This window comes from Venatoribacter cucullus, assembly GCF_016132445.1.
Taxonomy (GTDB): domain Bacteria; phylum Pseudomonadota; class Gammaproteobacteria; order Pseudomonadales; family Oceanobacteraceae; genus Venatoribacter; species Venatoribacter cucullus.
The window spans coordinates 894,548-921,510 of sequence record NZ_CP046056.1; the positions used below are offsets into that span (position 1 = coordinate 894,548).

The 26,963-nt window shown below is 52.6% G+C and carries 21 protein-coding genes and 3 pseudogenes; 21 read left to right on the forward strand and 3 right to left on the reverse strand.

Annotated elements, in window-relative coordinates; all coding sequences use genetic code 11:
* Nucleotides 1–99: 99 nt before the first annotated feature.
* Nucleotides 100–507 (reverse strand): Cd(II)/Pb(II)-responsive transcriptional regulator, encoded by a 408-nt coding sequence (gene cadR, locus GJQ55_RS04385; protein ID WP_228346297.1) that lies wholly within the window; start codon nucleotides 505–507, stop codon nucleotides 100–102.
* 95 nt (nucleotides 508–602) lie between these two features.
* Here cadR and GJQ55_RS04390 point away from each other — a divergent pair, with 95 nt between their 5' ends.
* From GJQ55_RS04390 to GJQ55_RS04430, 8 genes and pseudogenes are all read left to right on the forward strand, one after another.
* On the forward strand, nucleotides 603–1,499 hold the full coding sequence (locus tag GJQ55_RS04390; RefSeq protein ID WP_228346298.1) for a cation efflux transmembrane domain-containing protein: 897 nt from the start codon (nucleotides 603–605) through the stop codon (nucleotides 1,497–1,499).
* 3 nt (nucleotides 1,500–1,502) lie between these two features.
* A complete protein-coding gene (gene lspA, locus GJQ55_RS04395) occupies nucleotides 1,503–2,015 on the forward strand; it encodes a signal peptidase II (protein WP_089140475.1) in 513 nt (170 codons plus the stop codon).
* Between the two features lie 21 nt (nucleotides 2,016–2,036).
* Nucleotides 2,037–3,326 (forward strand): ISL3-like element ISPpu12 family transposase, encoded by a 1,290-nt coding sequence (locus tag GJQ55_RS04400; protein WP_228346299.1) that lies wholly within the window; start codon nucleotides 2,037–2,039, stop codon nucleotides 3,324–3,326.
* A 265-nt stretch (nucleotides 3,327–3,591) separates the two neighbouring features.
* Nucleotides 3,592–5,376, forward strand: a complete 1,785-nt coding sequence (locus GJQ55_RS04405; RefSeq protein ID WP_228346300.1) for a copper resistance system multicopper oxidase — start codon at nucleotides 3,592–3,594, stop codon at nucleotides 5,374–5,376.
* A complete protein-coding gene (locus tag GJQ55_RS04415) occupies nucleotides 5,373–6,515 on the forward strand; it encodes a copper resistance protein B (RefSeq protein WP_275944432.1) in 1,143 nt (380 codons plus the stop codon). The genes GJQ55_RS04405 and GJQ55_RS04415 overlap by 4 nt, the downstream gene beginning before the upstream one ends.
* A gap of 17 nt (nucleotides 6,516–6,532) precedes the next feature.
* Nucleotides 6,533–6,943, forward strand: coding sequence for a copper resistance CopC family protein (locus tag GJQ55_RS04420; protein WP_228346301.1), 411 nt, complete (start codon nucleotides 6,533–6,535; stop codon nucleotides 6,941–6,943).
* Nucleotides 6,944–6,960: 17 nt separating this feature from the next.
* The gene (locus tag GJQ55_RS04425; RefSeq protein WP_228346751.1) at nucleotides 6,961–7,860 is read left to right on the forward strand and encodes a copper resistance D family protein; all 900 of its coding nucleotides are present in this window, start codon (nucleotides 6,961–6,963) and stop codon (nucleotides 7,858–7,860) included.
* Between the two features lie 106 nt (nucleotides 7,861–7,966).
* Nucleotides 7,967–9,180, forward strand: a pseudogene (locus GJQ55_RS04430) (IS256 family transposase).
* An 88-nt stretch (nucleotides 9,181–9,268) separates the two neighbouring features.
* Here the strand turns inward: GJQ55_RS04430 and GJQ55_RS04435 are convergent.
* Complete coding sequence (locus tag GJQ55_RS04435) at nucleotides 9,269–11,593, reverse strand: heavy metal translocating P-type ATPase (RefSeq protein ID WP_228346302.1); 2,325 nt, start codon at nucleotides 11,591–11,593, stop codon at nucleotides 9,269–9,271.
* Nucleotides 11,594–11,909: 316 nt separating this feature from the next.
* Here GJQ55_RS04435 and GJQ55_RS04440 point away from each other — a divergent pair, with 316 nt between their 5' ends.
* On the forward strand, nucleotides 11,910–12,593 hold the full coding sequence (locus GJQ55_RS04440; protein ID WP_228346303.1) for a heavy metal response regulator transcription factor: 684 nt from the start codon (nucleotides 11,910–11,912) through the stop codon (nucleotides 12,591–12,593).
* Between the two features lie 3 nt (nucleotides 12,594–12,596).
* Nucleotides 12,597–14,003 carry an Imm58 family immunity protein gene (locus GJQ55_RS04445; RefSeq protein WP_228346304.1) on the forward strand — a complete coding sequence of 469 codons (1,407 nt, stop codon included), beginning with the start codon at nucleotides 12,597–12,599 and terminating at the stop codon, nucleotides 14,001–14,003.
* Here the strand turns inward: GJQ55_RS04445 and GJQ55_RS04450 are convergent.
* A complete protein-coding gene (locus GJQ55_RS04450; protein ID WP_228346305.1) occupies nucleotides 13,989–14,633 on the reverse strand; it encodes a heavy metal response regulator transcription factor in 645 nt (214 codons plus the stop codon). The genes GJQ55_RS04445 and GJQ55_RS04450 overlap by 15 nt on opposite strands.
* A 157-nt stretch (nucleotides 14,634–14,790) precedes the next feature.
* Here GJQ55_RS04450 and GJQ55_RS04455 point away from each other — a divergent pair, with 157 nt between their 5' ends.
* From GJQ55_RS04455 to GJQ55_RS04505, 11 genes and pseudogenes are all read left to right on the forward strand, one after another.
* Nucleotides 14,791–15,108: a hypothetical protein gene (locus GJQ55_RS04455; protein ID WP_228346306.1), complete on the forward strand. Its 318-nt coding sequence runs from the start codon at nucleotides 14,791–14,793 to the stop codon at nucleotides 15,106–15,108.
* A 26-nt stretch (nucleotides 15,109–15,134) separates the two neighbouring features.
* The gene (locus GJQ55_RS04460) at nucleotides 15,135–15,719 is read left to right on the forward strand and encodes a c-type cytochrome (RefSeq protein ID WP_228346307.1); all 585 of its coding nucleotides are present in this window, start codon (nucleotides 15,135–15,137) and stop codon (nucleotides 15,717–15,719) included.
* Nucleotides 15,720–15,751: 32 nt separating this feature from the next.
* The gene (locus GJQ55_RS04465) at nucleotides 15,752–16,294 is read left to right on the forward strand and encodes a DUF411 domain-containing protein (RefSeq protein ID WP_228346308.1); all 543 of its coding nucleotides are present in this window, start codon (nucleotides 15,752–15,754) and stop codon (nucleotides 16,292–16,294) included.
* 587 nt (nucleotides 16,295–16,881) lie between these two features.
* Nucleotides 16,882–17,592, forward strand: a pseudogene (locus GJQ55_RS13450) (TolC family protein); the annotation flags it as partial.
* 38 nt (nucleotides 17,593–17,630) lie between these two features.
* Nucleotides 17,631–19,256, forward strand: a complete 1,626-nt coding sequence (locus GJQ55_RS04475; protein WP_228346310.1) for an efflux RND transporter periplasmic adaptor subunit — start codon at nucleotides 17,631–17,633, stop codon at nucleotides 19,254–19,256.
* Complete coding sequence (locus GJQ55_RS04480; RefSeq protein WP_228346311.1) at nucleotides 19,249–22,371, forward strand: efflux RND transporter permease subunit; 3,123 nt, start codon at nucleotides 19,249–19,251, stop codon at nucleotides 22,369–22,371. Before GJQ55_RS04475 ends, GJQ55_RS04480 begins: the two co-directional genes overlap by 8 nt.
* Nucleotides 22,372–22,524: 153 nt before the next feature.
* Nucleotides 22,525–23,677, forward strand: a pseudogene (locus GJQ55_RS04485) (IS3 family transposase).
* A gap of 34 nt (nucleotides 23,678–23,711) precedes the next feature.
* A complete protein-coding gene (locus GJQ55_RS04490; protein ID WP_228346313.1) occupies nucleotides 23,712–24,056 on the forward strand; it encodes a tyrosine-type recombinase/integrase in 345 nt (114 codons plus the stop codon).
* Nucleotides 24,057–24,163: 107 nt separating this feature from the next.
* Nucleotides 24,164–24,544, forward strand: a complete 381-nt coding sequence (locus tag GJQ55_RS04495; protein WP_228346314.1) for a hypothetical protein — start codon at nucleotides 24,164–24,166, stop codon at nucleotides 24,542–24,544.
* Nucleotides 24,545–24,650: 106 nt separating this feature from the next.
* Nucleotides 24,651–25,925: a TolC family protein gene (locus GJQ55_RS04500; RefSeq protein WP_228346315.1), complete on the forward strand. Its 1,275-nt coding sequence runs from the start codon at nucleotides 24,651–24,653 to the stop codon at nucleotides 25,923–25,925.
* A complete protein-coding gene (locus GJQ55_RS04505) occupies nucleotides 25,922–26,953 on the forward strand; it encodes an efflux RND transporter periplasmic adaptor subunit (RefSeq protein WP_228346316.1) in 1,032 nt (343 codons plus the stop codon). Before GJQ55_RS04500 ends, GJQ55_RS04505 begins: the two co-directional genes overlap by 4 nt.
* The last annotated feature ends 10 nt before the right edge of the window (nucleotides 26,954–26,963 follow it).

Genomic DNA, 26,963 nt, shown 5'->3' on the forward strand with positions numbered 1-26,963 from the left:
GCATTTAATTTTGGGTAAGCGGATTAAATGGTTGATCTTACCTTTGCATGAGAGTGAGACAGACCGGCATCTCATCGGATTATCTGGTTGATGCTTCACCTACTTCTGGTGCATGTTTCCTTCGCTAATTCCAGCAAGAACCCCACACGCCTCAACTTCCCGGTCATCGTTGCAACTCGCTCTCAGTGAAACGAGTTGTTTCTCAAGCGCTTGCAGAGCGGTTATCTGCGACCGCACATGAGAGATGTGATCATCGAGCAAGGCATTGACAGCGGTACAGGACTGATGAGGGTCGTCCTGATAGCGCTTTAGTTCGTGAATTTCTGCCAGTGACAGATCCAGGATGCGGCAGCGACGAATAAAGGCCAGCCGCTCAACGTGTTTCTCGGTATAGACACGGTAACCGTTCTCCTGCCGACCAGGCGGCGGCAACAAGCCCTGCCGTTCGTAGAAGCGGATCGTCTGTGTATCTACCCCTACTGACTGTGCCAACTGACCAATACGCATCGGGTTCCTCCGCAACGGATTCTCTACGCTATTGACCTTATAGCGACTATATAGTTTTAAATGAAAACCCGATCACATTCAAGTGGAGTCATATCATGAGTAAAAACTGCGGAGGCCCCTGTGGCGACCATGCAAGGCCTGCGGCGGATACCGATATGCAGGCCTCCTCCGATGCGTCGGGGGAATGGGTCAGTGTTTATGCCGTGCCGAAGATGGACTGTCCATCAGAAGAGCGCATGATTCGCCTGGCCCTGAACGGCGTTGAGGGGATTCGGGCACTGTCCTTCGACTTGTCGAACCGCCGGTTGAAGGTCGTGCATGACGGTGAGGTCGAGCCCGTCACCGCGAAGCTGAAGACCTTGGGGCTAGGCGCCTCGCTTCAGGAAACCGTCGCTGCAAATCCGGAGACCATCAAGGCCGCCGAGTTTTCGGCAGCTTCTGCTAAGCAAGAATCCGGGACCCTGCGCTGGTTGCTCGGCATCAATGCACTTCTGTTCGTGGTGGAAATGACTGCCGGTCTGATGGCTCAGTCAACTGGCCTCATTGCAGAGTCCCTGGACAATTTTGCTGATGCGGCAGTGTACGGACTCGCTCTTTATGCGGTTGGGCATAGCGTGAAAAGGCAGGTCCGTGTTGCGCACGTTGCTGGTGTGGTCCAACTGGTTTTGGCTGTTGGCGTACTCGTAGAGGTGGTGAGACGCTTTGTATTCGGTAGTGAGCCTGAATCGCTGGTGATGATGGCTATCGCATTCGTCGCATTGATTGCCAATACCGCCTGTCTGCTGATGGTATCCAAACATCGAGGGGGCGGAGCTCATATGAAGGCTAGCTGGATATTTTCGGCCAACGACGTGGTGATCAACCTGGGGGTCATCACCGCCGGCGCCCTGGTCGCGTGGACCGGGTCCAATTATCCGGATCTGATTATCGGTACCATCGCGGGGGTCATTGTACTTAACGGTGCCAGACGCATTTTGGCGTTGAAGGGTTAAATAATGCTCATTATTGGCAAAAAGCTCTCGCCGTATGCCCTATTGTCCATATCGGGCCTGCTGGCAGCGTCTGATCAGGCTGTAAAGTGGCTGGTGCAGCAATCAATGGCCTATGGCGAGTATGTTTCGGTGACCCCGTTCTTTAACTGGGTGCACCTATGGAACACCGGTGCCGCATTCAGTCTTTTTGCGAATGGTGGAGGCTGGCAGCGCTACTTTTTTATCGGAATCGCGGTAGTGGTCTCGATTTTTCTGATCAACCTGATCCTTGAAAATCGTCATAAAGGAGAAGCCATCGCTTACAGTCTTATCCTCGGTGGCGCCATGGGCAACCTGATTGACCGGGTCTTTCGCGGCTATGTTGTGGATTCCTTTGATTTCTATTGGCGAGACTGGCATTGGCCGGCCTTCAACCTGGCTGATATTGCAATTGTCCTCGGTGCCTTACTTTTCGTTTCCAGCAGCTTGTTGGGTAAAAAAGCAAACACCAATGCCGAGCCGGATGGATCTGACTGACACCTACGCCTATACAACACCATGACCGAACGTCCCGACAACATCCTTCACCTGCCGCAATACCAAGTACTGGGCTGCAAATCAACCGACGACGAAATGCACTTTCAGGTGGACGTGCCCGATCCCATCGCCTGCGAGGAATGCGGCGTGCAGGGTGAGTTCGTACGGTTCGGCAAGCGTGACGTTCCCTATCGTGATCTGCCCATCCACGGCAAGCGGGTCACTCTCTGGGTGGTCCGCCGCCGATACACCTGCCGGGCCTGCAAGACAACATTCAGGCCCCAGCTACCGGAGATGGTGGACGGATTCCGTATGACACTGCGGCTGCATGAGTACGTGGAGAAGGAATCCTTCAACCACCCCTACACCTTTGTGGCGGCACAGACCGGCCTGGACGAGAAGACGGTGCGCGACATCTTCAACGCCCGCGCCGAGTTCCTGGGGCGCTGGCACCGCTTCGAGACGCCCCGCATCCTGGGCATTGACGAGCTATACCTGAACAAGCGCTACCGCTGCATTCTGACCAACATTGAGGAGCGAACCCTGCTCGACCTGCTGGCCACCCGCCGCCAGGACGTGGTGACCAACTACCTGATGAAGCTGAAAGACCGGCAGAAGGTCGAGATCGTCAGCATGGACATGTGGAACCCCTACCGGGCAGCGGTCAAGGCTGTGCTGCCCCAGGCCCGTATCGTGGTCGATAAGTTCCATGTGGTGCGCATGGCCAACGATGCCCTAGAGAGAGTGCGCAAGGGCCTCAGAAAGGAGCTGAAACCGTCCCAGAGCCGGACTCTCAAGGGAGACCGGAAAATCCTGCTGAAACGCGCTCACGAAGTCTCAGACCGGGAGCGCCTCATCATGGAGACCTGGACAGGCGCGTTCCCGCAACTGCTGGCCGCCTACGAGCACAAGGAGCGCTTCTACGGCATCTGGGACGCCACCACACGGCTCCAGGCAGAAGCCGCCCTGGACGAGTGGATAGCCACCATCCCGAAGGGCCAAAAGGAAGTCTGGAGCGATCTGGTCAGGGCAGTGGGAAACTGGCGCGAAGAGACCATGACCTACTTCGAGACGGACATGCCCGTCACCAACGCTTACACGGAGTCCATCAACCGACTGGCCAAGGACAAGAACCGTGAAGGGCGCGGTTACTCCTTCGAGGTGATGCGGGCACGAATGCTCTACACCACGAAGCACAAGAAGAAGGCACCGACTGCGAAGGTCTCTCCTTTCTACAAGAAAACCATCGGTTACGGACTGCCGGACTTCGCAGAGGAACTCAACTACGGAGTCGATCTATCAACCATCTGAGGGTGGTATCAGATTGATGGGGTGAAGGTGCCCCATCAACCATTAAATCCGTATACCCGTTTTAAATAATCACCCGTTTTGATCTCATCTTCCACAATCAGTAATCGCATAGCCTTTCCTGTAAATAAGGGTTACTTATAGCTTGCAATAAACAGACTGTCAGCTCGATGATAACAAGATTACAATTTTGTCATGTCAGAGTCATGTTGCAGACAGCTATAAATAGCTACGCTAGATGAAATAAATAAGCTCAAGGGTTATATAAATGGATGATAACAAGTTCAAATTACCAGCTTCTATCTCGCGGCGCCGCTTTGTACAAGGTCTTGCCGTCGGAGGCGTTATAGCGAGTTTCCCGCATGTTGTTCGCGCCGGTAGCTCTTTTAAAGACAATGCCGCGACAGGTTCTGCACCAGAATTAAGCGGCAAAGTTATCGAGCTAACTATTGCTGAGTCCTTAGTCAATTTTACCGGTGTAGTACGTACAGCAACCACCATTAATGGCTCTATTCCGGCACCAACGCTGCGCTTACGCGAAGGCGATGAGGTGACGATTAAAGTGACCAATACCTTATCGGTGCCTAGCTCTATTCACTGGCATGGCATTATTTTACCTTATCAAATGGATGGGGTACCAGGCTTAAGCTTTAAGGGCATTATGCCCGGTGAAACCTTTGTCTATAAGTTTAAACTGCAGCAAAGCGGTACTTACTGGTATCACTCTCATAGTGGCTTCCAAGAAATGACTGGCATGTACGGTGCACTAATCATCGAGCCTAGAGAGCAAGATATCATCGTTGCTGATAGGGAGTATGTGGTACAGCTTTCAGACTGGACCGATGATGACCCGATGAAAGTATTTAGTAAACTAAAAGTGCAAGGTGATATCTACAATTATAATCAACCAACAGTACGAGATTTTTTCCGAGACCTGTCAGAAAAAGGGCTTAGTTCAGCATTATCAAAACGTAAAATGTGGCAAGAAATGCGCATGAGCCCGACAGACTTGGGAGATGTGTCAAGCGCTGTACTAACCTACTTATTTAACGGCAGCACACCGCTGGCCAATTGGCGAGGCCTGTTTAAAAAAGGCGAAAAAGTTCGCTTGCGCTTTATTAATGGCGCCAGCAATACCTTCTTCGATGTCCGTATCCCGGAACTGCAAATGACCGTAGTACAGTCAGATGGCCAAAATGTCCATCCAGTAACCGTTGATGAATTCCGATTTGGCCCGGGTGAAACCTATGATGTACTGGTCACACCGCAATCTGATGCTTATACCATTTTCGCCCAGACCATAGAACGCACCGGTTATGCTCGAGGCACCCTAGCGGTAGCCGACAATATTAATGCACCCGTACCGGCAGTCGATCCAGTAGAGTGGTTAGCGATGGCCGACATGATGGGCAATATGTCCCATGGCGGTTCAATGACAGAGGGCGCTATGGATCATAGCCAACATGGCGCAGCTATGCCGATGGATTTAAGTCAGCATGCAGGGCCGGCCGCTGCTTATGCTAAAGCCAGCACGCAAGTGCGCCATGCCAGTACTGAATATGGCCCTTCGGTTGATATGCGGGTAGATACGCCAAGAACTAACTTGGACGATCCGGGCATTGGTTTACGCAATAATGGCCGAAAGGTGCTGACGTTATCCGATTTACACTCACTAGAAGGTGTTATTGAACCACAGCGTCCTGAAGCTGAAATTGAATTGCACCTAACTGGCAATATGGAACGCTATAGCTGGTCAATTGATGGTTTAGAGTTTGGCCAAAGTACACCTGTGCATATGAAGTTACATCAGTGCGTTAGGGTGATTTTACATAATGACACCATGATGACTCACCCTATGCATTTGCATGGAATGTGGAGTGATTTAGAAAGTGAAAGTGGTGAAGTCCAAGTCAGACGCCATACTATTCCGGTGCAACCTGCTCAGCGAATTAGTTTTTTAACAACGCCGCATGATGTAGGACGGTGGGCCTGGCATTGTCATCTGTTATTTCATATGGATGCAGGTATGTTTAGAGAAGTGGTGGTGTCATGAAAATAACAAAATTAGTCAGTAGCGCGCCGGTGATTGCGTTAACAGCGAGTTTATTGCTAGTAAATGCTGGGGTGATGGCAGACAGCCAAATGGACCATAGCGAAATGGATCATAGCAAGATGAAGCATGGTGATAAGGCGATGGACCACAGCGCAATGGATCATAGCAAGATGAAGCATGGTGATACGGCAATGGACCACAGCGAAATGGATCATAGCAAGATGAACCATGATGATAAGGCGATGGACCACAGCGCAATGGAACATAGCAAGATGAAGCATGACGATAAGGCGATGGACCACAGCCAGATGGACCATAGCAAGATGAACCATGGCGATAAGGTAATGGACCACAGCCAGATGGATCATAGCAAGATGAACCATGGCGATATGAAAACGCAGGGCGGAAAAGCGCCTGCAGATGCCCGAGATCCTCATGCTTATTCTGGCGGTTATACCTTAGCCGACGGGCCTTATGCTATAGGCGGCGGTCGCCAGTTAATATTGGCTGATGAACACCGTTTTTACGCAATTAGAGCAGATGAGTTGGAGCACCAGTTCGCTACGGATAGCTTAGCATTTGAATTACAAGGCTGGTATGGCACTACTTTTAATCGACTAGCAATAAAGCTGGAAGGTGAGGTAAGCGATGGTAAGTTAGAGGAAAGCCAAACCGATTTGCTATGGAGCCGTGCGGTTTATACGTTTTGGGATGCCCAGCTCGGAGCCCGGTTTGATACCTACACGGAAGGGGAAAGTCGGCAGTGGTTGGCATTGGGTGTCCAAGGCTTAGCGCCGTATTGGTTTGAGGTCGATGTAACTGCCTATTTAGGCAACTCTGGGCGGACAGCCATAGCAGCAGAAGCTGAATATGAATTGCTATTCACGCAACGTTTAATCTTACAAAGCACAGTGGGATTAACTGCTTATGGTAAAGACGATGCCATTAATGGTATCGGAAAAGGCTTAGCGTCTTTAAATGCTGGAATGCGTTTACGTTATGAGTTCTCACGCCAGTTTGCGCCTTATATCGGTGTTGAGTGGATGGCTAAGTATGGCAATAGCGCTGACTTTGCCCGAGCGAATAATGAAGCGACTGATACTACGAGTGTGGTCGCGGGTGTGCGGTTCTGGTTTTAATAATTAAGGTGATAAAAATGAATATATTAAAAATATTAAAAATAGTGAGTACTATAGCTGTTTTATTAATGGCGACTACGGTGTCTGCACATATTGATTTAACTGAGACAGTACCAGCAGATGAGGCGATGTTAATGCAAAGCCCTGCAACGTTAAAGCTGACATTCAGTGCCCCAGTACGGATGATGAAATTAAGCTTAATTGATGCAGAGAAAAAAGCGGTTAAATTTGGTTTTGCGGCTTCAGCTACAGCCGCCTCAGAATTTGAGTGGCCACTGCCAACCCTTAAAGAGGGCGAGTATCAGGTGAGTTGGATTGTTATGGGCCAAGATGGCCATAAAATGACCGGTGATTATAGTTTTATGCTCCATGGCGATATGAAGATGGAAGCAAAACAGCCATCTAGTCACAATTCACATTCTCATTAGTAGAAGGTAACTTAGTGATGGTTGGCAATTGGGAGTTAATGCTATTACTAACAAAGTTTGCCACTTATGCTGCAGTCAGCAGTTGTGTCGGCAGCATATTAATGCAAACTTTACGATCAAAGCAATTAAGGACTACTGATACTAAGCTGGAGGCTTTTGATGTTTGGCTTAGCCGTTGGTTTTTAAAATGGGCGGGCTTAGGCCTAGTAATATCACTGTTACAATTGCCAATTCAAGCCGGTGCTATGGCTGAAAATGGCTTAGCAGGCATGTTTGACCCCTTAATGCTTAGTATCATGTGGCAATCAGCAGTGGGTAGCCAAGTCAGTTTCATTGTTGTCGGTTTTACGCTGTTGTTACTTAGTGAGTGGGGGATAAACAAGCTGGCAAGGTTTAAAACCATACTAAGAATAGTCACAGTGACTGGGTTTATTCTGCTAGCAATTAGCTTTACTTTTACGGGCCATACGGTAGAGCTCAATACGGTGTTTAAAGGCTTGTTAATGTTGCATATACTTGCCATGGCAGCTTGGGCTGGTTCTCTGTGGCCCTTACATCAAAGTTGTAAAGCGTTGCCAGCTGATAGTTTAGTGACATTAATGGAAAACTTTGGCAAGGTAGCGGTGTTTTTTGTATCCATATTAATCGCTTGTGGTGTGCTATTACTACTGCAGCTTGTAGAGCCTATTAGCAATTTATTCACTACCAATTATGGTCAGTTATTGATGTTAAAGCTGATATTTGTCAGTGGTATGTTGCTGTTAGCAGCTTGGCATAAACTTAAACTTGTTGCTGAGTTGGCGCAGCATAAAAATGCCCAACCGCTGCGGCTGTCAATTTTAATTGAAACGCTATTGGTGGTCTCAGTATTAGTGACGACTAGCGTGTTTACGACACTTGTTGGGCCACAAAGTTAATCTTAGCTTTATTTGTTATTAAGACTTATTTGAGCCTGTAAACCAAATTGTGTAACTGCCCATGACTGAGTAACCTTTTTAAAAGGATGCCATCGTGGGTATGCAATTGAACCAAGAGAAACTCAAAGCCATGGCCGCCGAGTTGGCCAAAGACATTAAGTCTGAAAAAGATCTCGGAGCTCTTACTCAACAGTTGATCAAAATGACTGTTGAAACCGCCCACAATGCCGAACTGGACGAGCACCTAGGATACGAGAAAATGCTCCTGAAGGCCGTGGCACTGGCAATAGCCGTAACGGCTATTCAGCCAAGCGCCTGAAAGGGCAGCACGGCGAAGTATCGATACAGGCTCCGCGAGACCGGAACGGTTCCTTCGAACCTCAATTCGTCCGTAAAGGCCAGTCCCGTCTGACCCAGATGGATGACCAAATCCTCGCACTTTACGCCAAGGGTCTGAGCACCCGGGATATCGTGGATGCCTTCAAGGAAATGTATGACGCGGATATATCGGCCACGCTCGTCTCTAAGGTGACAGAGCGAGTTATCGAGCAGGTTCACGAGTGGCAGAACCGCCCGCTGGATCCGATCTATCCCATCGTCTATCTGGACTGCATTGTTCTGAAAATTCGACAGGATAAACGCGTCATCAACAAATCCCTGTACCTGGCTCTGGCTATCAACATGGAAGGCCAGAAGGAGCTTCTTGGCCTTTGGCTGGCTGAAACGGAAGGCGTGAAGTTCTGGCTATCGGTACTGACGGAACTGAAAAACCGTGGTCTGGAGGACATCCTTATCGCCTGTGTGGACGGCCTGAAAGGGTTCCCGGATGCGATTGCTGCAGAGTATCCGCAGACCCAGATACAGCTGTGTATTGTGCACATGGTTCGCAACTCGCTGCGCTACGTGTCCTGGAAGGACTACAAGGCCGTGACGGCCGATCTGAAGCAGATCTACCAGTCTGCCACCGAACGTGAAGCCCGGCAGGCGCTGGATGCCTTTGGCTAACGCTGGGACAGCCAATACCCGCAGATCTCTCGATCCTGGAACAGCCACTGGGACAATCTGATTACGCTGTTCGAATACCCTCCGGCGATTCGGAAGGTGATCTACACCACTAATGCCATCGAGTCGCTGAACAGTGTGATTCGTAAAGCGACCAAGCGCAGAAAGTTATTCCCTAGCGATGACTCGGCACTGAAGGTGGCTTTTCTGGCGATCCAGCAGGCTTCGAAGAAATGGACCATGCCGCTCCGTGATTGGAGGCCGGCATTGAATCGTTTTATTATCGAATTTGGTGACCGCCTGAACGGTCACCTGTAATGGGGTGGGCAGTTACACAGATTTATTTACAGGCTCGTAAAGAACAGGCTGTTCTATCGTGGGGGGATTACCCCTCGACGTATCCAGCTTAAACCGAACCACGAAGCCGCAGCGAGTTGAATACAACGGACGCTGAACTCAGACTCATCGCTAGGGCTGCAAACATGGGTGATAGAAGCAACCCGGCAAACGGGTACAGGACGCCAGCAGCCAGTGGAACGCCTAACGCATTATAAATGAACGCAAAACCAAGGTTCTGCTTCATATTGAGAACAGTCTTGTTTGACAAGTCCCGGGCAATCGAGATACCCCGCAGGTCTCCTTTTACCAAGGTGATTTGCGCACTGTTCATCGCTACGTCCGTCCCGGTTCCCATAGCGATACCGACATTCGCCTTGGCCAGTGCCGGGGCATCGTTGATGCCGTCGCCCGCCATCGCAACGATGCAACCTTCTGATTGAAGCTTATCAACCAGATTCAGCTTGTCGGCCGGTTTCACTTCGCCATGAACTTCGTCTATGCCTAGTTGTTCGGCGACCGCTTTTGCCGTTGAAATACCGTCACCAGTAGCCATGATGACCCTGATTCCCGCGGCCTTGAGCGCCTGTACCGCTTCAGGGGTGCTCTGTTTGATGGGGTCGGAAACGGCGAGTAGGCCGACCAGTGTGCCGTCAACCGCCAGGTACATCACACTCGCACCCTTTGTCCTCCATCCCTCAGCGGTGGCAGCCAGGCCATCAACATTGACGTTATCCTGCTGCATGAACGCAGTGTTGCCCAACAGCAGTGTTTTGCCTTCAACCTTGCCCCGTACGCCTATGCCGCTACCCGAGTCAAAGTCGTCCACTGGGCTGAGCACCAAATTACGTTCGCGCGCAGCGCTGACAATAGCGTCAGCCAAAGGATGCTCGCTGCCTTGATCGAGGCTGGCAGCCAGGCGCAAGATTTCATCGGCGTCCAACTCGCCAGCGGAAACAGCCTGATCGAATGCGGGTCGGCCTTCTGTCAAGGTGCCGGTCTTGTCTACGATGAGCGTATCGACTTTGCGCAGATTTTCTATTGCTGCTGCATCACGAAACAGAACACCCTGGGTTGCGCCTCGTCCGGTAGCAACCATGACTGACATGGGCGTTGCGAGCCCCAGCGCACAAGGGCAAGCGATGATCAGAACAGCGACCGCATTGATCAGGCCATAGACCCAGCTTGGCTGCGGGCCGAACATGCCCCACACGACCAAGGTGAGGATGGCGATGGCTACCACCGCCATGACAAAGTAACCCGCCACCAAATCAGCCATCCGTTGCATCGGCGCCCGAGAGCGTTGGGCCTGAGCCACCAACTGGACAATTTGTGACAACACAGTGGCCGAGCCGACTTTCTCCGCCCGGATCACAAGTGCACCAGAGGTGTTCATCGTTGCCCCTATGACCTTGTCACCCGGGCGCTTGCTGATGGGTAACGATTCACCAGTCAACATGGATTCATCGAGAGAACTTGCACCCTCTTCAACAATGCCATCGACAGGAACTTTCTCACCGGGACGTACGCGTAAACGATCACCTTCATGCACATGCGTCAGCGGTACATCTTCTTCTGTTCCGTCTGCATTGATACGGCGGGCCGTCTTGGGCGCCAGACCGAGCAATGACCGGACGGCAGCGGATGTCTGGGAACGCGCGCGAAGCTCCAGCACCTGACCAAACAGCGTAAGGGAAATGATCACCACTGCGGCTTCGAAATAAACCGCCACACGCCCCATGGACATGAATGTTTCCGGAAATATACCGGGAGCTACGGTTGCCAGCGTGCTGTAGACGAAGGCGGCACCGGTACCCAAGCCGATGAGCGTCCACATGTTGGGACTGCGGTTGACCACTGATTGCCAACCCCGTACGAAGAACGGCTGTCCGGCCCACAGCACCACGGGAAGCGACAGTACAAGCTCTATCCACGTTTGCGTCGCCATCTCGAACCAGCCAAGCTGTGGCCCAAACATGGCAAGCACCGTGACAATGACGGTAAAAGGCAATGTCCACCAGAATCGCCTGGAAAAATCGTCCAGCTCGGGATTGTCATCTTCCAGACTGGGCATCAGGGGTTCAAGTGCCATGCCGCATTTAGGGCAGGTTCCGGGGTTGTCCTGACGTATTTCCGGATGCATCGGGCACGTATAAATTGTGCCTTTGACCGCTTCCGAGGGAGGTGGCGGGGTTGGTGAAAGAAACTTCTCAGGGTCATGCTGGAATCTATTCATGCATTTGGTGCTGCAGAAGTAGTAAGTTTTACCCGCATGCTCAACATGCTGGGCAGAGTCTGCCGTTACACCCATGCCGCAGACCGGGTCTGTAAGCCCTGAGCCCGTGTGGGAGGGTGTATGGTGATGACAATGAGACTCAGAATTATCGTGAACCATGGATAAGCACCTTTTCAAATAAGCAGGCAGTTTGCGCCGCGTTTTTTGCGGCTTCTTAAAGGAGGAGATTACATGAATCATGATGCCATAAACTTATTAGTTAAAGATGACCAGGCTGCTCCCGCAAGCATTACATTTTAGTCATGTTATGCGAACAACGCTTTTCTCACCGATATAACCTAGCTTCCGGCCACCAACATTACATATTTGTCATTTTCTGGTCATGTTGTGGGCAGATTTCAGACTATAAAATTGATATTGACGACAATGAAATGGACTGGCTTCCTTGGCCTGAACTGTAGAGCGGAGTGGAACGATGAAGATTCTCATCGTAGAAGATGAAGTGAAAACTGGGGATTATATCCGGCAGGGCCTCATGGAATCCGGCTTTGTGGTAGATCTCGCCCGGACCGGGCTCGATGGTCACCACCTGGCGCTTACCGGCTCGTATGACTTGATTGTCCTTGATGTAATGCTGCCTGATGTGGATGGCTGGCGAATTATGCAGTCATTGAGAGAGGCCAGATCCACCACGCCTGTGTTATTTCTCACCGCAAGGGACAGTGTAGAAGACCGGGTCAAGGGTCTGGAATTGGGAGCGGACGACTATCTGGTCAAGCCTTTTGCTTTTTCGGAGCTGCTGGCACGAGTACGTACATTGTTACGGCGCGGTGCTGCGCCGGTTTTTCAGGATCAACTCCAGGTGGCTGACCTGATGCTGGATATACCTCGCCGTCGCGCACAGCGACATGGCGTGAGGATCAACTTGACCAACAAGGAGTTCACCCTACTTGAACTCCTTGTGCGGCGCCAAGGGGAAGTGTTACCACGCTCATTGATCGCTTCCCAGGTGTGGGACATGAATTTTGACAGTGACACCAATGTCATCGATGTTGCTATCCGGCGGCTGCGCGCGAAGATCGATGATGATTTTGAACCAAAGCTGATTCATACCGTACGCGGCATGGGTTATATGCTTGACGTGACACAGCCAGGCTAGCCCATGAAAAGACGCCCGCTATCTCTGGTCGTTAGACTCACCGTCTCCATTGGCGCTGTGATAACCGCTGTTCTCCTCACCTTTGGCTGGATGATGGAGCGCTCTATCAATAATCATTTCGTCCAGCAGGATGTGGATGAGCTCAATTCAGTAGTTCAGGCGTTGCAATACCTCCTCGCGACCGTACCGGCCGATATACCCGCCGATGAACTGCATCAGCGTCTCGCTAGCGTGGTAACAGGCCATCGTAACGCCCAATACCGAATCAGTACCGATAGCGGGTCATTGATCTACTCAACACCGGGTTTCAATCTGGACACGTTCGCCCGCACTGCCCGACCTGTAGAAGAAATCACTATCGATACGGTTGAGAGCTGGAATGATCATCAAGAAGCCTTTCGTGGTGCGGTCTTGTGGATTGAATCAGACAGGCTTGAAGGCAAAGCCAGGTTCAGACTCGCGGTCGCCACAGGAATCGACTTTCATCTGCATTACCTGGACGGCTTTCGGAACCACCTTCGGATTGTCACCCTTGCCGCGTGCTTGATAGTTCTTCTGGCAACCTGGTTCGCGGTTTACCAGGGACACGCTCCTATTCGACGTATCAGCCGAGAGATGAGACGCATCAGGTCTGATCAGATGGATTTTCGCCTTGAACCGCGATCCGTCCCCGCCGAGTTGGTAGAGCTGACGATTTCCTTCAATGAAATGATTGGCAGGCTTGAAGATGTATTCCGACGCCTATCGGATTTTTCCGGTGACATCGCGCACGAACTGCGCACACCCGTTACCAATTTGAGAACCCATACTGAGGTAGCGCTAACCCAGGCGCGCAGCGTGGAGCAGTACCGGGAAGTGCTGTATTCAAACCTCGAAGAATATGATCGCATGGCCAAGATGGTCGGTGACATGCTTTTTCTGGCTCAGGCTGATAATCAGCTGCTGAAACCGGAACTGGTCGATATCGATCTTCAGTCAGAGCTGAGAAACCTGTTCGATTATTTCAGCGCCTGGGCAGAAGAGCGGGAGGTGCTGTTAGAAAATACCGGAGAGCAAGTTCATGTCCATGGCGACCGACTAATGATCCGTCGCGCCTTGAGTAACTTGCTGTCCAATGCAGTCCGGCATACGCCAGAGGGGCAGAGCGTAACCACAACCCTTCAAGTGAACTCCGGTAACGTAAGAATCCGCATACAGAACCCAGGGCCACCTATACCTGAAGAGCATTTGAATCATATTTTTGAACGATTCTACAGGCTCGACGCATCCCGCCAACGTAGCAGCGAAGGTGCCGGGCTGGGCTTGGCCATCACGAAATCGATTATCGAAGCCCACGGCGGGAAGATCAGAGCGTTCTCCACAACGGAGGCAACCACGTTTGAGGTTCAATTACCTCTAAAAATGGAGTAGATGCCTGGGCTCGAAGTCATCGTCAATTTTAGCGCGCAGGCGACGGATGGCTACGTCGATCACATTGGTGTCGGAATCAAAATTCATGTCCCATACCTGCGAGGCGATCAGCGAACGTGGCAACACCTCACCCTGACGGCGCACCAGCAGCTCCAGCAGGCAGAATTCCTTGTGGCTGAGATTGATTTTTCGGCCGGCGCGCGTGACCCGGTGCCTCGGCAGATCCAGGGTGAGATCCGCTATTCTGAGCTGGTCCGACAGGGGCGGTGCCGAGCCTCGGCGCAACAGGGTGCGCACTCGTGCCAGCAACTCGGCAAAGGCGAAGGGCTTTACCAGATAATCATCAGCGCCCAGCTCCAATCCTTTGACACGATCATCCACGCTGTCACGAGCGGTAAGAAACAACACCGGCGTCTGGCGTCCTGCCTCGCGCAGCGACTGCACAATGCGCCAGCCATCCACGTCGGGCAGCATGACATCCAGCACAATCAGGTCGAAAGACTCGGTCATCGCCAGATGGTGGCCATCGAGACCGTTGCGAGCCAGGGACACTTGAAAACCGGCTTCGCTCAACCCCTGCCGCAAATAGTCGCCAGTCTTGATTTCATCCTCGACCAACAGTAGTCGCATAAATACCTCGCTTATCACGTTTTATATCAGTCTAGCGGGTCATTCCCCACAGTAAGATCATACCAAGATGACATTTTTGCAATCTACGGGTCATCTGGCTGACAGGGGAGATTAGTTAATATCGGAACCGTTTTTAACACAACCTAGGAGTCACATTATGAAACGCCAATCACTCAGCTATTTCGTCGCCCTGCCGGCATTATTGCTTGCCCTGTCAGCCCAGGCCCACGATCCCAAGGAGCACATGAAGGAGGCGCAGGCGCCGGACTGTACGGCCATGAAAGACATGGATCATTCCAAAATGGACATGAAAGATCCGGTCATGCAGGCCATGATGAAAAAATGCATGAAGGCCATGCACAAGGATGAAGAAGGATCGCATGAAGCTCATGGGGACAAAGGCCATACCGATCACGGTAACCATGACGAAAAATCCGATGAAAAAAAGCCGGCCAAACACCAGCACAAAAAATAACGGGTAGCCATTCCTGAGGAGATAACATGACGTCCTTTAAGTTTTTGTCCTGCTTTAAATGCCTCGCCGTTGCGGCAGGCGTGGCGGCGGTGACCGGTGTGGGGTTCCTCTATTCGGGTCTCTATCCAATGGGAGCCGATGACCATCACAACGACTTGACTTATTGGACGCTGGAAACCCTGCGCGAGCGATCCATCGCCCGCGCATCAAACGACATCGAGGTGCCGACCGACCTGAATTCGTCCGAGCGGCTGCTGGCAGGTGGCGCCGACTACAACGACATGTGTGCCGGCTGCCATCTCAAACCGGGCAAGACCGAAAGTGATTTTACCCTGGGGCTGTATCCCGCGCCGCCCAATCTAACACTGACGGGTGATAGGCATGGGCATGAGCATGCCGGTGACACTGATAATGATGACGAGGCCATTAAGCGACAATTCTGGATTATTAAACATGGCATCAAGGCTTCCGGGATGCCGGCCTGGGGGCCGGGTCATGACGATCAGCGTATCTGGAACATGGTGGCGTTCCTGCAGCGCCTACCCGAGTTGTCGCCGCAGCAATACCAGATCCTGACCGCGCGCGACGCCGATGACGCCGGGCACCATTAGCGGCAAATATTCAATTGTCTTCGGAGGCAACTATGTATCGATTTAAATTAACGGGCTTGGTGTTGGGGCTGTTGACGCTGCCCTTGATCGCGGCCTGTAATGATGGGCCTAAAAACCCAAAAACATCTGACCCATCCGCTGGTGCAGTTGAAACGCTTACCGTCTACAAAAGCCCTACCTGTGGCTGCTGTAAAAAATGGATAGATCACCTTGAAGCCGAGGGCTTTGAGGCCAGTGTCGAACACCCGGCTAATCTGGGCGCCATCAAGGATCGCTATCGAATCGCAAACAACCTGCGTTCCTGCCACACAGCGGTGTCGTCACAAGGCTATGCCTTTGAGGGGCATATCCCGGCCCGCTATATTCATCAGTTTCTGGCTAATCCGCCAGCCGACGGGATTGGGCTGACAGTGCCCGCCATGCCCGTTGGCAGTCCGGGTATGGAGGTGGGTGACAAGTTCATGCCATACCGGGTTCTGCTGATGAAAAAAGACGGCAGCACTGAAGTGTTTGCCAGTGTCGAGAGCGCGGCTCAACAGGTTCAGCCACTCCAACAACCGGAAGCGCAGCCATGAAAATATTCGTCACCATGCTTTTTATCCTGCCGCTCGGTATAGGCAGTGTCATAGCCTTTGCGCAATCCCTTCCCGAGACCCTGACGCTGGACGAGGCGATAACCCTCGCCATAGATACCGATCCCTGGCTCACCGGTAGCCAGTACACTCAGCAGGCCCTTACCGACGAAGCGACCGCCGCGGCGACTTTGCCGGATCCCCGAATGAGCCTGATGGCCGGCAGTTTCCCTGTTGATTCTTTTGACATCAATCAGGAAGGCATGACTCAGTTGTCGGTGGGGATCAGCCAAATGTTTCCCCGGGGTGACAGTCTGTCGCTCACCCGCCGACAAAAGCAGCAGCTAGCCGAGCAGCATCCCTTACTAAGGCTGGATCGTCGGGCCAAGGTAGGCGCTACGGTCAGCCAGTTGTGGCTGGAAGCCTTCAAGGCGCAGGAGAGTATCCGGCTGATCGAACAGGATCGCGCACTGTTTGAGCAGTTGGTGGATGCCGCCAAAGCGGGTTACTCCTCGGCGCTGGGCAGGGCACGTCAGCAGGACGTAATTCGCGCGCAGTTGGAGCTGACTCGTCTCGAAGACAGACTGACGATGCTCAGGCAGCAACAGCAAGCCGCACAGAAGCGCCTGTCCGAATGGATCGGCGCGCCTGCCACTGTCCCTCTGGCTCCGGTACTACCGACACAGTCTCTTTCCAGGCCGTTGTCGGCACCGACCATTAAGCAGGCCAGCGAGCATACGCGCTACGAATGGATCCGCCATCATCCCGCGCTACGGGCACTGGATCAGCGTATCGATGCCACGCAAACCGGTGTTGATCTGGCCAAGCAGAAATACAAGCCCGAATGGGGCCTGACCGCCCAATACGGCTATCGCGACAACGATCCCATGGGGCGCGACCGGGCGGATCTGCTCTCCATAGGCGTGAACTTCGACCTGCCCATTTTCACCGGTAACCGGCAGGACAAGGAAGTCAGCGCCGCCGTCAATCGAACCGAGGCCATCAAAACCGAAAAGCACTTGCTTGGTCGTCGGCTGATGGCGGAACTGGAAACCGCGAGCGTGCAACTGGCGCGTCTCGATGAACGCCAGGCGTTATACGCCGATCAGCTGCTGCCGCAAATGGCTGAGCAGGCAGAAGCTTCGCTGACCGCCTACAACAACGACGACGGCGACTTCGCCGAAGCCGTGCGTGCCCGCATTGCCGAATTGAATGCCAAGGTCGACGCGCTCGCCATTGCCGTGGATCGGCAGAAGACCATCGCCCAAATCAATTACCTGCTCGCCGAGGCGTCGTTCGACGATGCACGGACGGCGAAACCGTTTTAAAGGGGTTCAACATGAATACATTCACCAAAACCTTGCTGGGCACGGCCGTCGGCGCGCTGCTCGGCGCATCCGGCGTCTGGCTGCTCGGCAACCCCGATGAGGGGGATATGACAGCAACCGGCGGAGAACGCAAGCCACTTTACTGGGTGGCGCCCATGGATCCCAACTACAAGCGCGACAAGCCTGGCAAATCGCCCATGGGCATGGATCTGATCCCTGTGTACGAGAAATCCGCCGGAGAGGATGAAGCCGGCACCGTCAAGATATCGCCCGAGGTCGTCAACAATCTCGGCGTGCGCACCGCCACGGTTGAGGTAGGGTCTCTGGATCTGGATGTCAAAACTGTCGGTTACGTGCAATACGATGAGAACCGGCTGGTGCATATCAGCCCGCGCGTGGAAGGCTGGATCGAGAAGCTCCATGTCAAGGCCGCCGGGGATCCGGTCAGACAGGGCGACCCCCTGTACACCCTCTATTCACCCACCCTGGTCAACGCCCAGGAGGAATTGTTGTTGGCGTTGAAACGCGACAATCCGGTGTTGATCGGCGCTGCCGTGGAACGCTTGTTGGCGCTGCAAGTACCTCAGGCAGATATCGACCGGCTGCGTAAAACCCGCAAGGTCAGCCAGACCATCACCGTTGCCGCGCCGCAGTCCGGGGTACTGGACAATCTCGCGGTGCGTGAGGGCATGTTCGTCAAGCCTGGCTTGAGTCTGATGATCATCGGCCAACTGGAGCATATCTGGGTGATCGGTGAGGTGTTCGAACGACAGGCAAGCCTGGTCAAGACCGGCGACCAGGTGCGGATGCGGCTCGATTACCTGCCCGGTCGGGATTGGTTGGGCCAGGTGGACTATGTCTATCCGTCTTTGAATGCCAAGACACGTACCGCGCAAATCCGGGTGCATTTCAACAACCCGGACGACTTCCTCAAGCCGGGCATGTTCGCGCAGATGGTCATTGAGACCCAGGCGGGGGCTGAAGCACTGTTAATCCCGCGAGAAGCGCTGATCCGTACCGGCAGCCAGGCGCGCGTGGTGTTGGCGCTGGGTGATGGCAAATTCAAATCGGTGGCCGTTGAGGTCGGGCGTGTGGGCGAACGGCAGGTGGAAATTCAGTCGGGACTCAAAGAAGGGGAGCGCATTGTGACCTCTGCTCAGTTCCTGATCGACTCGGAATCCAGCAAGACGTCGGACTTCAAGCGCATGGCCAAGCGCGATCAGCAAGGCGAATCAATGGATGTAAAGGCAGACGCTGATTCCCGCTCAGTCTGGGTGGCCGCACGTATCGACAGCCTGATGCCGGATCACCGCATGGTGACCCTGGAGCACGAGGCCATCCCGGACTGGCAATGGCCCACCATGACCATGGATTTCACCGTCGCTGAGGCTGTGGACATGGATGCGCTCAAACAGGGAATGCGCCTGCATGTGCAGATCACCAATAACAACAGTGGTGGATACCAGATTACCCAAGTGCATATTCCCAATGAGCAAGGCAATGATGCCATGCCTGCGGGAATGGATCACGGTCAGCACGAGGGTATGGATCACGGTGATATGTCGATGCCGGAGCACAGCGAACACCAGGGCATGAACCACGGCGGTCACGATCAAAAGGAGCACAATCATGATTGAATCGATAATCCGTTGGTCCGTCGGTAACCGTTTCTTCGTGCTGCTGGCTACTTTGATGCTGGTGGGGATAGGTCTCTATTCGCTGAAAAACACCCCGGTGGACGCCATTCCCGATCTGTCCGATGTACAGGTCATTATTAAGACCAGTTTTCCTGGGCAGGCGCCGCAGGTGGTGGAGGACCAGGTCACGTATCCACTGACTACTGCCATGTTGTCGGTACCCGGTGCGGTTACCGTGCGCGGTTATTCCTTTTTTGGCGATTCCTTTGTGTATGTCATTTTCGACGAGGATACCGATGCCTACTGGGCACGTTCCCGGGTGCTGGAGTATCTGTCTCAGGTCGCGCCCACATTACCGCCCAGCGCCCGGCCGCAACTGGGGCCGGACGCTACCGGAGTTGGCTGGGCCTATCTCTACGCCCTGGTGGACCGTACCGGCAAGCATGATCTTAGTCAGTTGCGCAGCCTGCAGGACTGGTTCCTGAAATACGAGCTGCAAACCGTGCCGGGTGTTTCCGAAGTCTCGGCGCTCGGCGGCATGGTTAAGCAGTACCAAGTGAAAGTGAACCCGGAAAAACTGCGTGCTTTCAGTATTCCCCTGTCCCTTATTCAGATGGCGATCCAGCGCGGTAATCAGGAAGTGGGCGCCTCGGTGGTGGAAATGGCCGAAGCCGAATACATGGTGCGCGCCAGCGGTTACGTCCAGAGTATCGATGATCTGGCCAACATTCCGTTAGGGTTGGATGTTAACGGTACGCCGCTGTTGCTCAAGGATGTGGCGGATATCGAATTGGGGCCGCAAATGCGCCGTGGCATCGCCGAGTTGAACGGCGAAGGTGAAGTGGTGGGCGGTATTGTGGTGATGCGTTTCGGTGAGAACGCCCAGAAAACCATTGATGGGGTCAAGGCCAAGCTGGAAAAACTCAAGGCGGGTTTGCCCGAGGGCGTGGAGATCGTAACCGTTTATGATCGTTCAGGGCTGATATCTCGCGCCATTGACAGTTTGTGGAAAAGTGTGGTCGAAGAACTCGCCATTGTGGCGTTGATCTGTGTCATTTTCCTGTTTCATGTCAGGTCCTCACTGGTGGCGGTCATCAGTCTGCCACTAGGTATTCTTACGGCTTTTATCGTGATGTATTGGCAAGGTCTCAATGCCAATATCATGTCATTAGGCGGTATAGCGATTGCGATAGGCGCCATGATTGATGGCGCGATTGTCATGATCGAAAACATGCATAAGCATATGGAACGTACGCCCTTGACGCCAGAGAACCGTTGGAAAATCGTGGCGGCGTCAGCCAGTGAAGTCGGTCCGGCGCTGTTTTTCAGTTTGCTTATTATCACTGTGAGCTTTGTACCTGTGTTTACCCTGGAAGCCCAAGAGGGCCGGATGTTCAGCCCGTTGGCCTTTACCAAAACCTATGCCATGGCAGCCAGTGCGGCGCTTGCTATCACAGTGGTGCCGGTTTTGATGGGATATTTCATCAGAGGCAAGGTGGTAGCGGAAAACAAGAATCCCGTTAATCGATTACTGATTGCCGGGTACATGCCCCTGCTGAAAACCGTATTGCGTTTTCCGAAAATCACACTTGCCATTGCGGTTGTGATTTTCCTAGTTGGGATCTGGCCGGTTAACAAGATTGGTAGTGAATTCATCCCCGATCTGGATGAAGGTGATCTGATGTATATGCCGACCACTTATCCGGGGATCTCGATAGGCAAAGCCAGGGAATTGTTGCAGCAGACCGACAAGCTGATCGCGACAGTGCCTGAGGTAAAAACCGTGTTTGGCAAAATCGGCCGTGCCGAGACAGCCACGGATCCCGCTCCGCTGACCATGATCGAGACCTTTATTCAGCTCAAGCCCAAAGAGGAATGGCGCGAGGGCATGACCACGGAGAAGCTCAAGAAGGAGCTGGATGCGCTAGTGAAATTCCCCGGTCTAACCAACGCTTGGGTGATGCCGATCAAGACTCGCATCGACATGCTGGCCACCGGTATCAAGACGCCGGTAGGCATCAAGGTGGCGGGCGAGGATCTGCGAGAAATTCAGAAGATTGGGCAGCGACTAGAGCAGATCCTCAAGGATGTACCCGGCACAGCCTCGGTGTATTCCGAAAGGGTGGCCGGTGGGCGTTACATCAAGGTGGATATCCAGCGTGCACAGGCGGCGCGCTATGGCCTCAATATTGCTGATGTGCAGCAGGTAATAGCCACGGCCATTGGGGGAATGAATGTGGCGCAGACCATTGAGGGGCTGGAGCGTTATCCGATCAATCTGCGCTACCCGCAGGACTATCGAGACTCGCCAGAACAGCTGGCGCTGCTGCCCATCGTTACGCCCAGCGGCCAACGCATTGCGCTCGCCGATGTGGCCAATGTCTATGTGGAGGACGGCCCGCCAGCGATCAAGAGCGAGAACGCCAGGCTGAATGGCTGGACCTTTGTAGATATCGATGGGGTGGACGTGGGCAGCTATGTACAAGCGGCCATGGCAACGGTCGAGCAGCAATTGGATTTACCGGCCGGTTACTCGGTGGCCTGGTCCGGTCAGTACGAATACATGCTGCGCGCCAAAGAGAAACTGACCTATGTGGTTCCTTTGACGCTTGCCATCATTATCATTCTGTTATACATGAATTTTCGTAACTTCACTGAAATAGCCATTATTCTGGGAACACTACCACTGGCGGTAATTGGTTCAATCTGGCTGATGTACCTGCTTGGCTATAATTTTTCTGTCGCGGTTGCGGTTGGTTTTATTGCACTGGCGGGGGTTACGGTGGAAATAGGTATCATCATGTTAACTTATCTTAACCAAGCATATCACCAATTGATAGATACCTGTCGTGAGCGTGGAGTGCAACCATTAAAAGAAGATTTGCTCGAAGCTGTGACACAGGGCGCGGGACTTCGTGTAAGACCCGTAATGATGACTACGGTCTCCACTATCGCTGGATTGCTTCCCATTATGTTCAGTTCCGGAACAGGTGCGGAAGTTGTTAGCCGGATTGCGGCGCCTATGGTGGGCGGAATGGTGAGTGCTGTGATTTTAACGTTGTTGGTATTACCCGTCGTGTATTACCTATGGCGCACCCGCTCGCTGAAAGCATAATATTGCCAAACTAAATGGGGCAGACTTGTCTGCCCCTGCCGGAGCTCTGTGGTATAAACCAATAAAGCACCAAATGCACAAATAGGTTAAGGGTTCTACCCTGTTTTCACGGACACATCTAAAAGAGGCATAATGTGCCTGTAAGGAGTGTTCATGACCAAGCGAAGAAAATTCAGTCCAGAGTTCAAGCGAGAAGCTGTCAAACTGACCCAGCAGCCGGGTATCAGTTGTAGCCAAGTTGCCCTCGAAATCGGTGTTGCCCCCAACCTCCTGAGCCGCTGGAAGCGCGAAGCAGAAGCTATCCGCAGCAAAGCCTTCCAGGGCAGTGGCAATCCACGGGATGAAGAAGTCGCGCGCCTTAAACGTGAGCTCGTAAGAGTCACCAAGGAACGCGATTTTTTGCGGGAAGCGGCGGCGTACTTCGCCAAGGGCTAGACCTGAAATATCAGGCTATTCAACGCTGTCGCGACTCATTTCCCATACGCCTTATGTGTCGGTGCCTGAAGGTATCTGCCAGTGGTTTTTATGCCTGGGAATCGCGTATACCCAGCAAGCGGCAGATCGAGAACGCTCGTATCGCTATCCGGATGAAGGAGATGCATACCGATAGTGGCGGCGTTATCGGTGCTCCCCGTATGCACGAAGACCTGGAGGCTGAAGGTGAAAAGCTGAGCCTGAATCGTGTAGCCAGGCTGATGGTCAAACATGGGCTACAAGGCTGGCCGCGTAAGAAAGGCCGTGGATCAAAACGCTCATCCGTGCGCCCTGATGGCGTACGGAATCACCTGAAACGGGACTTCACGGCACAGGAGCCTGACAGCAAATGGGTTACTGATATTACGGAAGTCAAAACTCAGCAAGGCAAGTTGTATCTGTGCGTGGTGCTGGATCTGTACAGCAAATTGGTTATTGGCTGGTCGATGCATCACCGGCAGGACCGTCAAATGGTGATGAGAGCGGTTGAAATGGCCGTTTGGCAAAAACAGGGCGGCGGTGCATCAATCTTACATTCAGATCGTGGTTCGCAGTTTACCAGTGGCGACTATCAGCGATTACTGAAGCGGCATGATCTGATAAGCAGTATGAGTGCGGTTGGTCATTGTGCAGATAATGCGGCCTGTGAAGGATTTTTTGGTGTGATGAAACGGGAACGGATCAACCCGAAGAATTACCGCACGCAGGATGAAGCAAGATCGGATATTTTTGACTACATCGAACGGTTCCATAACCCGAGAATGAGACGTAGACTGGCAGCACAAGATCAGAGATTTAGTGCTTTATTAAACCGTCCGTGAAAACGGGGTAGAACCCGCTGTCCTGCTACAGCCATTAAGGATTGGGTGGACATTGCCGGTATCAACAACGGTCCACTTTTCAGGCCGGTCAACCGATGGAGTCAGGTCCAAACAAAGCCGCTGAACCCAGGAGCAATTAACGATTTGCTTAAAAATCTGGGCAAAGCTTGTCAATTCGACTTTCTTCCAGACCTCAGTAGTCATAGCTTTCGGCGTGGACTGTCCACATCGGCGGCAAGGGAGCGGATAGATTTTGAGTTAATCAAAAAGCAAGGCGGATGGAAAAGTGACGCAACAGTGTGGGAATACATCGAGGAGGGCCAGCAGTTTTCCGATAATGCCGCGCTCACGCTGATGGAAAAAATGACTCAATTTATCGTCATTCCGTGAGATTGCATAGCCACCGACCCAGTCCAGGGTATCTCTGGACTGGGTCGGTGGCTATGACAAACAGATTGCTATATCCTCAATGAGCTTCACTATCAGGTGCCCCACAGGTGAGAATTCGTTCCGGTTATAAAACATTTGTGCTTCTGACACTGCTGCTTTGGCTGATGACCAGCTGGACCGGCGTGCATGCACACTTTTGTTTTGATGGACAGGAACCACCAATTTCCCCTCATCTCGATGTGATAGGCGGGCACGAAGTCCACACAGCGGATGAATCGCATCAGGATATCGATGTGGAAGTATCCCAATCGGTTCTGGCAAAACTCCTTAAGTTTGACCCGTCATTGCCAATACTTTTGGCTGTGATTTTTATACTGCTTGCGGTAACGCACACCCCCTTATTCTTTTTTTACACAGACGCTCCTCATCCCCATCGTCGCGCGGGGATTCTTCCGCCGCTGCGCGCACCTCCTGCAACTCCATTCTGATTGTCGTTAACGGCCCTTTGTAAAAAGGGTAGTTTTTGCAGTTCCCCATTCGCGTTCAGGACTCCTGCACCGATATCTGGAACTGCCAATTAGGCTGGAGTTTTCTATGCAACTTTTCCATCGAGCGATGGCCATTTCGGCTATTGCTTTATCTTGTAGTTCTTTTGCTCTAACCGCTGTTGCGGAATCCACACTGACGTTGGGTGAGGCTGTTCGCGCCACCTTACAACACAACCCTCAACTAGCGGGTTACACCTTCAAGCTAAATGCTTTGGCCGGGGAAAAACAAACCGCTGCACTCAGGCCCGAGCTGCGGGTCAATACTGATCTTGAGAATGTGGCAGGCTCAGGTGAATTGAGCGGAACCAAAGCCAGCGAGCTAACCATTTCCCTTTCTTCCGCCATCGAATTGGGCGGGCAACGTGATGCCAGGGTCAATCTGGTCACCGCTCGCCAGCAACAGTTGGCGTCCTTGCAGCGCGTGCTTACGTTAGATGTGGTGACTGCCGTTACACAGCAGTTCATCCGTTTGCTGGTTGCGCAGGAAGAACTGACGCTTCAGGAGGAATCCCATCAGTTACTTCAACAGACCCTGACGTCACTTACCCGGCAGGTGCAAGCGGGTGGCACTGCCGAAAGTGAGCTTTTGCGCGGCAACGCCGCACTAACCCGCGCCACACTGGCCTTGCGACAAGCTAGCCAGCGAGTTAGTGCGGAACGGATCAGGCTGAGTGCGTTTTGGGCCGATACCTCTCCGGACTTTACCGCCGCAAAAGCGGATCTATATGGCGTCCCGTCAACAACAACCTTGCCTGCCTTGTTGGAAAAACTATCCAACAATCCAGATCTGGCATTTCTCTCCGCTGAGATCAATGTCCGTTCGGCAGAAGTGCGCCGGGCACAAAGCGAACGTCGCCCGGCGCTGGAATGGAATGCGGGAGTTCGCCGCCTTCAGGAAAGCGGTGACTCCGCTGTAGTGTTTGGACTGAGCATGCCCCTGGGGAGCAGCGGCAGAGCTCGTGGGGCAATCGCTACGGCTACCGCCAACCAACAACAAGCGGAATGGGACAAAGATGCAACACGACTCCAGCTGGAAGCACAACTGATCGCCGCGTACGAAACCCATCAATTAGCAGTTGATGAAGTGAATGTGCTGCGTGATCAGGTCCTCCCATCCCTCAAGAAAGTCATGCGCAGTACTGCTGATGCATTTGACCGGGGACGCTACAGCTATCTGGAATTAAACCTTGCGCAAAACCAATTGCTGAATGCCCAGCAAGCGCTGGTGGAAGCGGCTGCCCGCATGCAGGAAACCCGAATAGAGCTGGAGCGAATGATTGGCTCCACCTTGAACGAACAGAATATTGAGGCCACCCCATGAAAACATCGAACAAACATTTAGCAAAACCCTTCTCCAAAAATCTGCTGAAATCCCCCCCGGCGTTGGCTTTCATCCTGGCACTTTTATTGGTGTTTTTCGTTGCCGATATTTATAAGGCTAATGCAGCAACGGATAGCGATGATCACCAACATCAAGAGGATGAACACACAGAAGAGTCCGGTTCACATGGCCATGGGAACGATGAGAAGCACGAGGATGAAGAGGGAACCAGTCAAATCGAAGACGCCATGGCACAAACTGTGGGTATTGTGACGGAACGCTCCGGTGAACAAACACTTCATCAAACCATTCTTACCTATGGGCGATTAACCACAGCTCCCGAACAAACCAGCCATGTGCGTGCACGATTTTCCGGTGTTGTAACGTCGGTACAGGTAACTATTGGTGAGACAGTGGCAGCCGGTGATCTTCTGGCTGAAGTTGAAGCCAACGAGAGTTTGAGGAAATACAGTATCCGCGCACCCATTGCCGGGATGATTGTGCAACGGCACGCTAATTCGGGCGAGGTGACAGGAGATCAAATACTGTTTTCAATTTCGAGCTTCGACAACTTGTGGGCCGAGTTGCGTATTTTCCCCTCTCAACGTTCCTCTGTTGCTATCGGGCAAGAAGTTTTTCTGAGCATAGGCGAGCAAAAAGTTAAAACAAAAATTGAGCACCTCCTCCCGGCAGGTGACGAGCAGCCGTATCTCATTGCGCGCGCAAAACTAAGCAACGACCTATCCATGCTCTCTCCAGGTTCAATGGCAGAAGGACGTATTGTTATCGATGAATTTAACGTAGACGTAGCGGTAAAAATAGATGCTCTGCAAATCCTGGGAGGGCGCACCGGGGTTTTTGTCAAACACGGTAATAAATACGAATTTATCCCCTTGATCGTGGGCCGAAAAGATGACAGCTATGCCGAGGTCATATCTGGCCTGAAACCAGATACAGAGTACGTAACCCGAAACAGCTATCTCATTAAAGCTGACATCGAAAAATCTGAAGCCGAGCACGAACACTAAGGGGTGTAGC